Source organism: Pseudomonas sp. SA233, assembly GCF_054792385.1.
Genome location: NZ_CP096449.1, coordinates 5,233,693 through 5,247,095, shown reverse-complemented (window position 1 = coordinate 5,247,095; position 13,403 = coordinate 5,233,693). Strand labels below are relative to the sequence as shown.

At 63.4% G+C, this 13,403-nt stretch carries 11 protein-coding genes; 7 read left to right on the top strand and 4 right to left on the bottom strand.

What is annotated here, in order from left to right:
* Positions 1-55: 55 nt before the first annotated feature.
* From M1D87_RS24070 to M1D87_RS24055, 4 genes are all read right to left on the bottom strand, one after another.
* A complete protein-coding gene (locus M1D87_RS24070; protein WP_003257749.1) occupies positions 56-448 on the bottom strand; it encodes a DUF1090 domain-containing protein in 393 nt (130 codons plus the stop codon).
* A gap of 132 nt (positions 449-580) precedes the next feature.
* Positions 581-2,281, bottom strand: a complete 1,701-nt coding sequence (ligB, locus tag M1D87_RS24065; RefSeq protein ID WP_421091504.1) for an NAD-dependent DNA ligase LigB — start codon at positions 2,279-2,281, stop codon at positions 581-583.
* A gap of 145 nt (positions 2,282-2,426) precedes the next feature.
* Positions 2,427-3,617, bottom strand: coding sequence for a methionine adenosyltransferase (gene metK / locus M1D87_RS24060; protein WP_015272060.1), 1,191 nt, complete (start codon positions 3,615-3,617; stop codon positions 2,427-2,429).
* 18 nt (positions 3,618-3,635) lie between these two features.
* The gene (locus M1D87_RS24055; RefSeq protein WP_015272059.1) at positions 3,636-4,628 is read right to left on the bottom strand and encodes an ArsR/SmtB family transcription factor; all 993 of its coding nucleotides are present in this window, start codon (positions 4,626-4,628) and stop codon (positions 3,636-3,638) included.
* Positions 4,629-4,857: 229 nt separating this feature from the next.
* Between M1D87_RS24055 and tkt the strand changes: the two genes are divergently transcribed.
* From tkt to M1D87_RS24020, 7 genes are all read left to right on the top strand, one after another.
* Entirely contained in the window at positions 4,858-6,855 is a 1,998-nt protein-coding gene (gene tkt, locus M1D87_RS24050; RefSeq protein WP_039612474.1) for a transketolase, read from the top strand.
* A 150-nt stretch (positions 6,856-7,005) separates the two neighbouring features.
* Positions 7,006-8,067 carry an erythrose-4-phosphate dehydrogenase gene (gene epd / locus M1D87_RS24045; RefSeq protein WP_015272057.1) on the top strand — a complete coding sequence of 354 codons (1,062 nt, stop codon included), beginning with the start codon at positions 7,006-7,008 and terminating at the stop codon, positions 8,065-8,067.
* 12 nt (positions 8,068-8,079) lie between these two features.
* A complete protein-coding gene (locus M1D87_RS24040) occupies positions 8,080-9,243 on the top strand; it encodes a phosphoglycerate kinase (RefSeq protein WP_013974501.1) in 1,164 nt (387 codons plus the stop codon).
* Positions 9,243-9,494 (top strand): hypothetical protein, encoded by a 252-nt coding sequence (locus M1D87_RS24035; RefSeq protein WP_003257743.1) that lies wholly within the window; start codon positions 9,243-9,245, stop codon positions 9,492-9,494. The genes M1D87_RS24040 and M1D87_RS24035 overlap by 1 nt, the downstream gene beginning before the upstream one ends.
* A 63-nt stretch (positions 9,495-9,557) precedes the next feature.
* Positions 9,558-9,887 carry an MliC family protein gene (locus M1D87_RS24030; protein ID WP_013974499.1) on the top strand — a complete coding sequence of 110 codons (330 nt, stop codon included), beginning with the start codon at positions 9,558-9,560 and terminating at the stop codon, positions 9,885-9,887.
* Between the two features lie 100 nt (positions 9,888-9,987).
* On the top strand, positions 9,988-11,052 hold the full coding sequence (fba, locus tag M1D87_RS24025; protein ID WP_003259623.1) for a class II fructose-bisphosphate aldolase: 1,065 nt from the start codon (positions 9,988-9,990) through the stop codon (positions 11,050-11,052).
* Positions 11,053-11,275: 223 nt separating this feature from the next.
* Entirely contained in the window at positions 11,276-13,402 is a 2,127-nt protein-coding gene (locus tag M1D87_RS24020; RefSeq protein ID WP_123084776.1) for a putative bifunctional diguanylate cyclase/phosphodiesterase, read from the top strand.
* The last annotated feature ends 1 nt before the right edge of the window (position 13,403 follow it).

Here is a 13,403-nt window from a genome sequence, read left to right as displayed (position 1 = left end):
GCCCATCGCGACACAAGGCCGCTCCTACAATGATCGCGTTTGCCCGGTCGGGGCCTCAGCGATCCAGATCCTCCACCGCTTCCTGCAGTTCCTTGCGCGACTCGGCCAGCTTGTCCTTGCGCTTGTTGATCTTCTCCGAATCGCCTTTCTTCTCGGCTTTCTTCAAGTCCTTTTCCCGCTGCGCCACTTCGTGACGGGCGTCGAGCACCTTCTGCTCACGTTCCTTGCGCAGGCTGGCATCGGTGCAGTTGTCGACCCCTCGCAGTGCCTCTTCAAGCCCTGCGGCCTGTTCGTTGTTGCCGTGGTCACGGGCAATCTTCAACTGGTTCTCGATGGCGCTACGCTTGGCGGCGCAACCGGTCAGGCCGGCGTCCGGCTGGGCGGCTTGTACGGCACCAGCGGCCAGGCCCAGTGTCGCGATCAGGAAAAGGGTCGAAATACGTTTCATGAAAAGCCTCCTTGAGGGGGCGGGGCAGCAAAAGTTGGGGGAAATCCTGCCTTGGTTTTGCTCATTTAGAAACCCTTGTTGGGGTTTTCCAGCTTAATCTCGGGATTTTCCCACAGGTAAATTGGTAAATAATCATTGCTCGATGCTTTGCCTGTCGATCCGGAATCCATCGATCCCTGCCGTGGCCAGTTGCGTTGCAATGGCTTGAACCTCGGTGGTTGCAAAAAATCCAGCAAGCTGTTGCCCGCGCTTTTCGCCGATACCGGGCATGGCTTGCCATTCAAGATTCGTGCGGGCAGCCAGCTCCAGCCAGTCGCCTGTTACCTGCATGCCGGTGGGTGTAGGCGCGCCGAGTCCGCGAAGCCATTGCGCAAAAGGCCGTGATCGGGCTTGGTCGAAACTGCCCAGCAACTGCGAAGCCGTTGTGTCACTGATGCCCGCTACCTGGGCCAGGCGCTCGGCATCCAGATGCAGCCAGTCGGTCATCGAGGTCACCAGCCCTGCAGCCACCAGTCGGCGCCAGGTACCAGGGCCGGTGCGCGGCAGGGCCAGCCCCTGCTTGCCGCTGAGCCAGGTGAGACGAGCAATGAACTGCTCTTCGCAGCCTTCGCTGATCTGCCAGCAGCTGTGGGCATGATGCTGGCCGGGCGCTGGTGCGATCACCGGTTGGCGCTCGGCGGCGCGGTGCACCACTTGCTCCAGGCGTGGGATGGTCAGCCCGGCAAGGCTGACGGCCACCTGGTCACCGGGGCGGATGTCGAGCTTGAGCCAACGTGCCAGCGATCCCAGGCTCACGTGGGTGATTCGCCGGTCATCCAGGGTAACCGGCAGTATATGCAAGACTGGCGTAACCCTGCCGGTACGGCCGACGCGGAAGCGTACGTCGCGCACTTCGGCCAAGGCCTGCGTGTACGGGTGCTTCCACGCCGCGATCCAGTAGGGCGCCTTGGCCTGCCAGCGCTCGGACGGAGGCCGGACGCCTAGGCGCAACACCACGCCATCGGTGGCGAAAGGCAGGGGTGAGCGGTACCAGTACTCACGCCAGTGCGCTGCATCGTCCGCTGTTTCTATGGCGACGCTGTAATCCTGGCTGTGCGCAAAGCCCAGTTCCGCCAGCTTCGCGAGGCGTTCGGCTTGCTGTTCGGGGCCTTGCGGCCAGTCCCACACGAACAGGCCGATGCGCTCACCTTTCTCACGACCCAGCTGCTTGCGAGCCAGCAGCCCGGCTACCGTCCCTCGGGCGTTGGCGCTGCCTGCCCGGGCTTGCACATGCGCGTCCAGGCGCAGGTACAGTTCGCCCTGGAGTTGCAGGTCAATGGCCTGGGGCAGCTGCCGGTTGATTGCGTCGAGCAGGGGGATGTGGCGGCTCCAGTCCTGCCCCTGCACGCCGTCCCCCCGGCTGATCAACTGCACCAGCCGGCCCTGTCGGTAGATGAGGGAGACTGCTACGCCATCGACCTTTGGTTGCACCCAAACATCTGCCTTGCCGGCCAGCCAGCGTTCTACAGCCTGACGGTCGGCCAGCTTGTCGACGCCGGTGTGCGGCACCGGATGCGGAATTGGCCCGCCAGCGCTGGCCAGCGGGGACGGGGTAGTCGTGATGCCAAAGTATTGCTGCAGGTGCGCCAGGTGCTGGCGGCTCTGGTCGTATATTTCATCGGCCACCAATGCGATGCCCTGACGATGATAATGGTCGTCCCAGCGGGCAAGCGTGGCGCGCAGTCGGCTCACTTCAGCCTCGACTTGTTGCGGGTTCCAGGTGGGGCATGTGGCGGCACGGACAAGGGGAGCATTCAACGTCAACATCAGGGCGAACAGCAGCATGAGCGGCATGGCCAGCATCCTTGCATGGCAGGTGGGAGCCCTCAGCCTAGGCAGGTAGCGTGCGCGTCGCCATGCAGCGTTTGTCAGCCCATATGTCACAAAAAAGCCCCCGCCGATTGCTCGGCAGGGGCTTTCGCCTGGCGCTGTAGGAAACTTACAGGCCGGCAGCGTCACGCAGCGACTGGGCGCGGTCGGTACGCTCCCAGGTGAAGGTGGTGAAGGTGTCGTCGCCGACCGTCTTCTGCTGCGGGGTACGGCCGAAGTGACCGTAGGCAGCGGTTTCCTGGTACATCGGGTGCAGCAGGTCGAGCATGGTGGTGATGGCGTAAGGACGCAGGTCGAAGCACTCGCGCACCAGCTGGATGATCTTGTCGTCGGAGACCTTGCCGGTACCGAAGGTGTTGATCGAGATGGAGGTCGGCTGGGCCACGCCGATGGCGTACGACACCTGGATCTCGCAACGCTCGGCCAGGCCGGCGGCGACGATGTTCTTGGCCACGTAGCGGCCGGCGTAGGCGGCGGAACGGTCGACCTTGGATGGGTCCTTGCCGGAGAACGCGCCACCACCATGGCGGGCCATGCCGCCGTAGGAGTCGACGATGATCTTGCGCCCGGTCAGGCCGCAGTCACCCACCGGGCCACCGATGATGAAGTTGCCGGTCGGGTTGATGTGGTACTGGGTACCCTTGTGCAGCAGTTCGGCAGGCAGGGTGTGCTTGACGATCAGCTCCATCACGGCTTCCTGCAGGTCTTTCTGCGAAACCTCAGGGTTGTGCTGGGTCGACAGCACCACGGCGTCGATGCCGACCACCTTGCCATTTTCGTAACGGCAGGTGACCTGCGACTTGGCGTCCGGACGCAGCCATGGCAGCAGTTTCGATTTGCGCGCCTCGGCCTGGCGCTCGACCAGACGGTGCGAGAAGCAGATCGGTGCCGGCATCAGCACATCGGTTTCGTTGCTGGCGTAGCCGAACATCAGGCCCTGGTCACCGGCGCCCTGGTCTTCCGGGCGGGAACGGTCGACGCCCTGGGCGATGTCCACCGACTGTTTGCCGATGATGTTCATCACGGCGCAGGTGGCGCCGTCGAAACCGACGTCGGAGCTGTTGTAGCCGATGTCGATGATGACCTTGCGCACCAGCTCTTCCAGGTCGACCCAGGCGGAGGTGGTGACTTCGCCGGCGATGATGGCGACGCCGGTCTTGACCAGGGTTTCGCAGGCTACGCGGGCGTATTTGTCCTGGGCGATGATGGCATCAAGGACGGCGTCCGAAATCTGGTCGGCGATCTTGTCCGGATGCCCTTCGGACACGGACTCGGAGGTGAAAAGGGAGTATTCGCTCATCTCGAAGGTTCCTGAAATTTACCGATGGTGTATGTCGCCAGCCGTCCGCTGGAAATGGCGGACCTGGATCTGGAAACCGTTACGCAAGCCCACGTACAGGCTGTCCCCGGGGGCCAGCCCGGCGTCGTTGGCCCAACGGGCCAGGTCGTCCTGTTCGAAGCCAAGCCACAGGTCGCCGCAGGCTTCGCGCGCCCACCCCTGGTCATGGCTGCACAGTTCGGTTACCAGCAGGCTGCCGCCTGCCTTCACCCGTTTGGCCAGCTGGCGCAAGGCCAGGGCCGGGTCGCTGAAATGGTGCAGCACCATGTTCAGCACAACGCAGTCGGCGGCCACATCCGTTGCACCCAGTGCATCGGCCAACTGCAGGTTCACGTTGTCGAGCCCTTCGCGCTGGCACACCTGGCGCGCCAGTTCGAGCATGGTCGGGCTGTTGTCCAGGGCGGTGACCTGGGCGAAGCGCCGGGCCAGGTCGGGCAGGAAGCCACCGTCACCGGGGCCGACCTCCAGGGCGCTGGCGGCCGGGTCGAAATTCAGTTTGTCGAGCAGCGCCAGCAGGCTTTCGCGGTACTGCGGCAGGCCGGCGATCAGGTCTTGCTGGGCGCGGAACTTCTCTTCCACGCGCAGGAAGAAGTCCTGGCTGGTGGCTGCGCGGCGTTGCTGCACCTGGGCAATGCGCGCCTGCACGTCAGGCGGAAGAGTCAGGTCGTCCACCTCTTCGAGCAGCGCCGCGTGCAGTCGACCTCCCAGGCGCAAGCTGTCGGGCAGGGCGCGGCGGTAGAAGATGGCATTGCCCTCGCGGCGGGTCGCCACCAGCTCGGCCTGGGCCAGCACTTTAAGGTGGTGGCTCATGCCCGACTGGCCCACGTCGAAGATCTGCGCCAGCTCCAGCACGCCGAACGAGTCGTTGGCCAAGGCGCGCAATACGTTCAGGCGCAGCTCGTCGCCACTGGCTTTGCACAGGGCAGCCAATGCTTCGCGTTGCTCGGGGATCGATTGCGCACGGAGGTTCATGGTGCGGCAGTCTAGACAGGCATCGTTGCCCTAGCAAGGGCAATATCAAAAAGTTTTGATATTGAGTGATGAGTGGGGTGGTTCTCCCGTTTTTACCCCGAGTTGAATGCCAATCGCAGGAAAATCCCCCGACTGCGACCATACGTCATTGCCCCAAGCCCCCCCAGTGGGCGAAAATGGCCGCCTTTTTTCGTGACACCACCTATTCAAGCCCCCCAGGAGATCAGCGATGCCCAGCCGTCGTGAACGTGCCAACGCCATTCGTGCCCTCAGCATGGATGCCGTGCAAAAGGCCAACAGCGGCCACCCAGGTGCCCCCATGGGCATGGCGGATATCGCCGAAGTGCTTTGGCGCGACTATCTGAAGCACAACCCGAGCAACCCGAGTTTCGCCGACCGTGACCGCTTCGTACTGTCCAACGGCCACGGTTCGATGCTGATCTACTCGCTGCTGCACTTGACCGGCTACGACGTCACCATCGATGACATCAAAGGCTTCCGCCAGCTGCACAGCCGCACCCCGGGCCACCCGGAATACGGCTACACCCCAGGCGTCGAGACCACCACCGGCCCGCTCGGCCAGGGTATCGCCAACGCCGTGGGCTTCGCCCTGGCCGAAAAAGTGCTCGCTGCCCAGTTCAACCGTGACGGCCACAACATCGTCGACCACAACACCTACGTGTTCCTCGGCGACGGCTGCATGATGGAAGGTATCTCCCACGAAGTCGCCTCGCTGGCCGGCACCCTGGGCCTGAACAAGCTGATCGCCTTCTACGACGACAACGGCATTTCCATCGACGGCGAAGTGCACGGCTGGTTCACCGACAACACCCCGGCGCGCTTCGAAGCGTACAACTGGCAGGTGATCCGCAACGTCGACGGCCATGACGCCGACGAGATCAAGACCGCCATCGAGACCGCCCGCAAGAGCGATCGCCCGACCCTGATCTGCTGCAAGACCATCATTGGTTTCGGCTCGCCAAACAAGCAGGGCAAGGAAGACTGCCACGGCGCACCGCTGGGCAACGACGAAATTGCCCTGGCTCGCAAGGAACTGAACTGGAACCACGGCCCGTTCGAAATCCCGGCCGAGATCTACGCCGAGTGGGACGCCAAGGCTGCCGGTGCCAAGGCCGAAGCCGAATGGAACCAGCGCTTCGACGCCTACGCCAAGGCCTACCCGGAGCTGGCTGCCGAGTTCAAGCGCCGAGCCGCCGGTGACCTGCCTGCCGATTTCAGCGAGAAAGCCCAGGCCTACATCAACGAAGTGGCCGCCAAGGGCGAAACCATCGCCAGCCGCAAGGCCAGCCAGAACGCCCTGAACGCCTTCGGTCCGCTGCTGCCGGAGTTCCTCGGCGGTTCGGCCGACCTGGCCGGTTCCAACCTGACCCTGTGGAAGGGTTGCAAGGGTGTCGAAGCCAACGACGCCAGCGGCAACTACGTGTTCTACGGTGTTCGCGAGTTCGGCATGACCGCCATCATGAACGGCGTTGCCCTGCACGGTGGCCTGGTACCTTACGGCGCGACCTTCCTGATGTTCATGGAATACGCCCGCAACGCCGTGCGCATGTCGGCACTGATGAAGCAGCGCGTGATCCACGTCTACACCCACGACTCCATCGGCCTGGGCGAAGACGGCCCGACTCACCAGCCGATCGAGCAGCTGACCAGCCTGCGCAGCACGCCGAACCTGGACACCTGGCGCCCAGCCGACGCGGTGGAATCCGCCGTGTCCTGGAAAAGCGCTCTGGAGCGCAAGGACGGCCCTTCGGCGCTGATCTTCTCGCGCCAGAACCTGCAGCACCAGGACCGCGACGCCCAGCAGATCGCCGACATCAGCCGCGGCGGCTACGTGCTCAAGGACTGCGCCGGCGAGCCTGAGCTGATCCTGATCGCCACCGGTTCCGAAGTGGGCCTGGCTGTTCAGGCGCACGCCAAGCTGACCGAACAAGGCCGCAAGGTGCGCGTGGTTTCCATGCCGTGCACCAGCGTGTTCGATGCCCAGGACGCTGCCTACAAGCAGTCCGTGCTGCCGCTGGAAGTGGGTGCGCGTATCGCCATCGAAGCCGCTCACGCCGACTTCTGGTACAAGTACGTCGGCCTGGAAGGTCGTATCATCGGCATGACCACCTACGGTGAGTCGGCGCCGGCTTCGGCACTGTTCGAAGAGTTCGGCTTCACCCTGGAGAACATCCTCGGTACTGCCGAAGAGCTGCTGGAAGACTGATACAAGGAAGGCGAGGGCCTCTGGCCCTCGTTCGCGGCACAAGGCCGCTCCTACAGGGTATTGCGTACGCCGTCCCCTGTAGGAGCGGCCTTGTGCCGCGAATGGGCTGCGCAGCGGCCCCGTTCAACTGCCGGAGTTCAAGAGCTACCTATGCCCCACCTGCGTCCCTACAAAGTTGCACTCAACGGTTATGGCCGTATCGGCCGCTGTGTCCTGCGCGCGCTGTTCGAGCGGGGGGCAAAGGCCGGTTTCGAGATCGTCGCGCTGAACGACCTGGCCGACCAGGCCAGCCTTGAATACCTGACACGCTTCGACTCCACCCACGGGCGCTTCCCCGGTGAGGTGAAGGTCGATGGCGACTGTCTGCATATCAATGGCGACTGCGTGAAGGTGATGCGCAGTGCCACCCCCGAGGGCATCGACTGGGCCGCCCTGGACATCGACCTGGTACTGGAGTGCTCCGGCGCCTACCACACCCGCGCCGATGGCCAGCGCTTCCTCGACGCCGGCGCGCCTCGGGTGCTGTTCTCGCAGCCGATGGCCAGCGAGGCCGATGTCGATGCCACGGTGGTCTACGGCGTCAACCAGGCCTGCCTGACCGGCAGCGAGCGCCTGGTGTCCAACGCCTCTTGCACCACCAACTGCGGCGTGCCGCTGCTGCGTGTGCTGGACCAGGCATTCGGTATCGAGTACGTGCAGATCACCACTATCCACTCGGCGATGAACGACCAGCCGGTGATCGACGCCTACCACCACGAAGACCTGCGCCGCACGCGCTCCGCCTTCCAGTCGGTGATCCCGGTGTCCACTGGTCTGGCGCGTGGCATCGAGCGCCTGCTTCCGGAACTTGCCGGGCGAATCCAGGCCAAAGCGGTACGCGTACCGACCGTCAACGTCTCGTGCCTGGATATCACCCTGCAGACCGCTCGCGATACCAGCGCGGCCGAAGTCAACCGGGTGCTGCGCGAGGCGGCGCTGGAAGGCCCGCTCAAAGGCTTGCTGGCCTACACCGAGTTGCCCCACGCCAGCTGTGATTTCAACCATGACCCGCATTCGGCGATCGTCGATGCCAGCCAGACCCGTGTTTCCGGCCCTCGCCTGGTGAACCTGCTGGCCTGGTTCGACAACGAATGGGGGTTCGCCAACCGTATGCTCGACGTTGCCGAACACTATCTGCACGTCGTCCACCCAACCCGCAACAAACAGCCCTGAAGGACTGCATTCATGACCGTGTTGAAGATGACCGACCTCGACCTGCAAGGTAAGCGCGTACTGATCCGCGAAGACCTCAACGTGCCTGTGAAGGACGGTGTGGTAGCCAGCGACGCGCGTATCCTGGCAGCGCTGCCGACCATCAAGCTGGCCCTGGAGAAGGGTGCAGCGGTAATGGTCTGCTCGCACCTGGGCCGCCCGACCGAGGGTGAATTCTCCGCCGAGAACAGCCTCAAGCCGGTCGCCGACTACCTGAGCAAGGCCTTGGGCCGCGACGTGCCGCTGGTTGCCGACTACCTGGACGGTGTCGAGGTCAAGGCTGGTGACCTGGTGCTGTTCGAGAACGTGCGCTTCAACAAGGGCGAGAAGAAGAACGCCGACGAGCTGGCGCAGAAATACGCCGCCCTGTGCGACGTGTTCGTCATGGACGCTTTCGGTACTGCCCACCGTGCCGAAGGTTCGACCCATGGTGTTGCCAAGTTTGCCAAGGTCGCTGCTGCTGGCCCTCTGCTGGCAGCCGAGCTGGATGCCCTGGGCAAGGCCTTGAAGGCCCCGGCCAAGCCGATGGCGGCCATCGTTGCCGGTTCCAAGGTCTCCACCAAGCTGGATGTGCTGAACAGCCTGAGCTCGGTGTGCGACCAGCTGATCGTCGGTGGTGGCATCGCCAACACCTTCCTGGCCGCAGCCGGCCACCCGGTAGGCAAGTCGCTGTACGAGCCTGACCTGGTCGATACCGCCAAGGCCATCGCTGCCAAGGTCAGCGTGCCTCTGCCGGTCGATGTCGTGGTTGCCAAGGAGTTCGCCGAGAGCGCCGAAGCCACCGTCAAGGCCATTGCCGACGTTGCCGCTGACGACATGATCCTGGACATCGGCCCGCAAACCGCAGCCCACTTCGCGGAGCTGCTGAAGTCGTCGAAGACCATCCTGTGGAACGGCCCGGTCGGCGTGTTCGAGTTCGACCAGTTCGGTAACGGCACCAAGGTGCTGGCCAAGGCCATCGCCGACAGCGCCGCGTTCTCCATCGCAGGTGGCGGTGACACCCTGGCTGCCATCGACAAATATGGCGTTGGCGCCGATATCTCCTACATTTCTACCGGCGGTGGCGCCTTCCTCGAGTTCGTCGAGGGCAAGGTACTGCCGGCCGTGGCGATCCTGGAAGAGCGGGCCAAGGCCTGATGACGTCGGCGCTTGGCAAAGGGAGCGGCCTGATGGTCAAGCAATTGCCTGTGATGATGCTGGCTGGCCTGCTGAGCGCATGCGCCGGCAGCCCGGCCTCGGATACCGACCCGGCGCAGCCGCCAAAGGGCGGTTGCTACCAGTCCGAGTGGCAGGCCGAGACCGTGCCGGTAATCAGCAAGCGCGTGGGCCCGGAGGGCCTGGAAAAGTACGACGAAGACCACCAGCGCAAGGCGCCTGGTTGCCCTTGAAACCGGCATTTCGTCGGGTCGGGCAACCAAGCGGCCGCTGCATGGTCATCTAGAGGATATGTAATGAAAGCGCTTTTGGCCGTGACGGCCCTGGCGACACTGGCAGGATGCTCGCTGCTGAAGCCGGCGCAACCCGCTCCGGCAGACGACTGGACCCGCTGGGTCTGCGACACTCAGGCTGAAGTGCTGTGGCGCTTCGCTGATGCGCAGCGCGATCAGGTCGATGTGCGTCTTGGTGGCGGCGACCAGGTCTACCGGCTCAAGGCCGAGCCGGGTGCCTCGGGTGCGCTGTACAGCGATGGCATGCTGGCCTTCCATACCAAGGGCGAAGAAGGCCTGGTGTACTGGGTGGCAACCAACGATCTGATTGGGCGGGGCTGCAAGGCACCGTGACTGGCCGGGCCGCGAGGGTGGCCCACACTACTTGAACAGCAACCGCCCCTGCGGCAGGCTTGCACGAAACAAACGACGCTTGTCGGGAGAGAGATACACAATGGCACTCATTAGCATGCGCCAGATGCTGGACCACGCCGCCGAGTTCGGTTACGGCGTACCAGCTTTCAACGTCAACAACCTCGAGCAGATGCGCGCCATCATGGAAGCGGCCGACAAGACCGACTCCCCGGTGATCGTCCAGGCTTCGGCCGGTGCCCGCAAATACGCCGGTGCCCCGTTCCTGCGTCACCTGATCCTGGCGGCCATCGAAGAATTCCCGCATATCCCGGTGTGCATGCACCAGGACCACGGCACCAGCCCTGACGTCTGCCAGCGCTCGATCCAGCTGGGCTTCAGCTCGGTGATGATGGACGGCTCGCTGGGTGAAGATGGCAAGACCCCGACCGACTACGAGTACAACGTTCGCGTTACCCAGCAGACCGTTGCCATGGCGCACGCCTGCGGTGTTTCGGTAGAGGGCGAGCTGGGCTGCCTGGGTTCGCTGGAAACCGGCATGGCCGGTGAAGAAGACGGCATCGGCGCCGAAGGCGTGCTGGACCACAGCCAGATGCTGACCGACCCGGAAGAGGCTGCCGACTTCGTCAAGAAGACCCAGGTCGACGCCCTGGCCATCGCCATCGGTACCAGCCACGGTGCCTACAAGTTCACCAAGCCACCAACCGGTGACGTGCTGGCCATCGACCGCATCAAGGAAATCCACAAGCGCATCCCCAACACCCACCTGGTGATGCACGGTTCGTCCTCGGTGCCGCAAGAGTGGCTGGCGATCATCAACCAGTACGGCGGCGACATCAAGGAAACCTACGGTGTACCGGTCGAGGAAATCGTCGAAGGTATCAAGTACGGCGTGCGCAAGGTCAACATCGACACTGACCTGCGTCTGGCTTCCACTGGTGCCATGCGCCGCCTGATGGCGCAGAACCCGAGCGAGTTCGACCCGCGCAAGTTCTTCGGTGAAACCATCAAGGCCATGCGTGACGTGTGTATCGCTCGTTACGAAGCCTTCGGCACCGCTGGCAATGCCTCGAAGATCAAGCCGATCTCCCTGGAAGGCATGTACCAGCGCTACCTGAAAGGTGAGCTGGCCGCCAAGATCAACTGATCTTCTGGTATTGATGAAAAAGCCCGCAGCGATGCGGGTTTTTTCATTTTTGGGTGTTAGAACTTTGCGCGGGCACATATTCCCGGCAAAGCGACCGTTAGTCGGCTACCGTATAGTTGAGGCACTGATAGCGTTCTGATTGCATTGCGTGTTATCCGCTCAGGTCTAGAGTACTAGTGGATCCAACCGTATCTTGAAGTCGGTCACATAATAGAGAAGCAGCATGGATGGCGCTCAACCTCACCCTCAGCCACTGGATGGCAACTCGGTTCTTCTGGTGGTAGACGATTACCCCGAAAACCTCATCAGCATGCGGGCATTGCTGGCCCGTCAGGATTGGCAGGTGTTGACGGCAAACTCGGGGATGGAAGCCCTGGGTGCTTTGCTTGAACACGATGTCGACCTGGTGCTGCTGGATGTACAGATGCCGGAGATGGACGGCTTCGAAGTCGCCCGACTGATGCGCGGCAGCCAGCGCACCCGGCTGACCCCGATCATTTTCCTCACCGCCAATGAACAGTCCGAAGCGGCCGTGCTCAAGGGTTACGCCAGTGGCGCCGTGGACTACATGTTCAAACCGTTCGACCCGCAAATTCTCAAGCCCAAGGTCCAGGCCCTGCTCGACCAGCAGCGCAATCGGCGCATGCTGCAGCGCCTGACCCGTGAGCTGGAAACGGCCAGGGCGTTCAACGCGTCGATCCTGGAGAATGCTGCCGAAGGCATTCTGGTGGTGGATGCCCAAGGCATCATCAGCTTTGCCAACCCGGCCATTTCCCGTTTGTTGTCAGCGCCAGTCCAGCAGTTGCAGGGCGCCCATCTGCTCGATTTGGTGCAACTGGCCAGTGCCTGCTTGTGGAACGAGTCGGAGTTCTACCAGGCTTACCTGGGGGGGCGCATCTTCCGTGTTCACGATGCCCAGCTGCGCACCCTTGGCGGGGAGCTGGTGCCGGTGGCGTTGTCCTGTGCTCCACTGCCGGCCGAGCAACAGGCCATGGTGGTCACCGTGCTGGACATGTCGGTGGTGCGCAACCTGCACCAGCAGCTGGAGTACCAGGCCGTCACCGACCCGCTTACCGGCCTGCTCAACCGCCGCGGGTTCTACCAGGCCGCCGAAGGTGCGCTGCTGCGCAACGAGCGCTCGGACAAGGCACAGGCGCTGATGTACATGGATCTGGACGGCTTCAAACGCATAAACGACTCGCTCGGCCACGACGCGGGCGACCGGGTGCTGCACTGGGTGGCCGAACAGCTCAAGGATTGCCTGGGCAGTGAAGCGCTGCTGGCGCGCATGGGCGGGGACGAGTTCACTGCACTGTTCGACAGCCTGCCTTACCCGGAGCAGGCCGGGCGCTATGCCGAGCGATTGCTGGAACGCATTTCCATCAGCCACCAGGTGGAAGGGCTGGATGTGAGCCTTGGGGTGAGCATTGGCATCGCCACTTATCCGGATTGCGGGGCCAATGTCGAAGGCCTGCTGCGCGCGGCCGATGCGGCGATGTACGCAGCCAAGCAGGCCGGGCGCCAGCAATATCGCTTCTACGATCAGGAACTCAATGGCAGGGCACGTTCGCGGCTGATGCTCGAGGACAGCGTACGCACGGCCGTGGAGCAGCAAGACTTCACTCTGGTTTATCAACCGCAGGTCGGCTTCATCGATGGCCGCCTGCGTGGCTTCGAGGCCTTGTTGCGCTGGCAGCATCCCAGTGTCGGCGACGTACCGCCGGGGCTGTTCATCCCGTTGCTGGAAGAGGCGCGCTTGATCAACCGCCTGGCCAGCTGGATCTACCGCCAGGGCGCGGCCCAGCGCCAGGCCTGGTGCCAGCGTTTCTCGGCGGACCTGGTGCTGGGTATCAGCCTGAGCCGCGCGCAGTTCGCCATGCCCAGCCTGGTAGACGAACTGCGCCGGGTCATCCAGCTTTACCAGTTGGACCCGGCGCAGCTGGAAGTGGAAGTGGCGGAAACCTCGCTGATGTACAACATCGATGCGGCGGTGAAACAGATACACCGCTTGCGCGAGCTGGGTGTGCGGGTGGCGCTGGATGACTTTGGTGCCGGCGACTGTTCGTTGCGCATGTTGCGCGACCTGCCGATCGATACCCTCAAGCTTGACCGCCACCTGGTGGCGCGCTTGCCCGACTCGGTGGTGGATGCCGCGCTGGTGCGCAGCGTCATCGGCCTGTGCCTCGACTACAGCATCACGGTGATCGCCGAGGGGGTGGAAACCCCGGCTCAGGCAGCCTGGCTCAAAGCCAATGGCTGTGAGTACGTGCAGGGGTTCCTGGTGGCTTACCCGATGACCGCCACGGATGCCAGCAGCTTCCCGGCGATTTTCTCCTGGCCGGGGCCATGAT

What these genes read in the sequence shown, in the direction of transcription:
- M1D87_RS24070 (WP_003257749.1), bottom strand. Translation starts at nt 448, where the DNA reads ATGAAACGTATTTCGACCCTTTTCCTGATCGCGACACTGGGCCTGGCC.
- ligB (WP_421091504.1), bottom strand. Translation starts at nt 2,281, where the DNA reads ATGCCGCTCATGCTGCTGTTCGCCCTGATGTTGACGTTGAATGCTCCC.
- metK (WP_015272060.1), bottom strand. Translation starts at nt 3,617, where the DNA reads ATGAGCGAATACTCCCTTTTCACCTCCGAGTCCGTGTCCGAAGGGCAT.
- M1D87_RS24055 (WP_015272059.1), bottom strand. Translation starts at nt 4,628, where the DNA reads ATGAACCTCCGTGCGCAATCGATCCCCGAGCAACGCGAAGCATTGGCT.
- tkt (WP_039612474.1), top strand. Translation starts at nt 4,858, where the DNA reads ATGCCCAGCCGTCGTGAACGTGCCAACGCCATTCGTGCCCTCAGCATG.
- epd (WP_015272057.1), top strand. Translation starts at nt 7,006, where the DNA reads ATGCCCCACCTGCGTCCCTACAAAGTTGCACTCAACGGTTATGGCCGT.
- M1D87_RS24040 (WP_013974501.1), top strand. Translation starts at nt 8,080, where the DNA reads ATGACCGTGTTGAAGATGACCGACCTCGACCTGCAAGGTAAGCGCGTA.
- M1D87_RS24035 (WP_003257743.1), top strand. Translation starts at nt 9,243, where the DNA reads ATGACGTCGGCGCTTGGCAAAGGGAGCGGCCTGATGGTCAAGCAATTG.
- M1D87_RS24030 (WP_013974499.1), top strand. Translation starts at nt 9,558, where the DNA reads ATGAAAGCGCTTTTGGCCGTGACGGCCCTGGCGACACTGGCAGGATGC.
- fba (WP_003259623.1), top strand. Translation starts at nt 9,988, where the DNA reads ATGGCACTCATTAGCATGCGCCAGATGCTGGACCACGCCGCCGAGTTC.
- M1D87_RS24020 (WP_123084776.1), top strand. Translation starts at nt 11,276, where the DNA reads ATGGATGGCGCTCAACCTCACCCTCAGCCACTGGATGGCAACTCGGTT.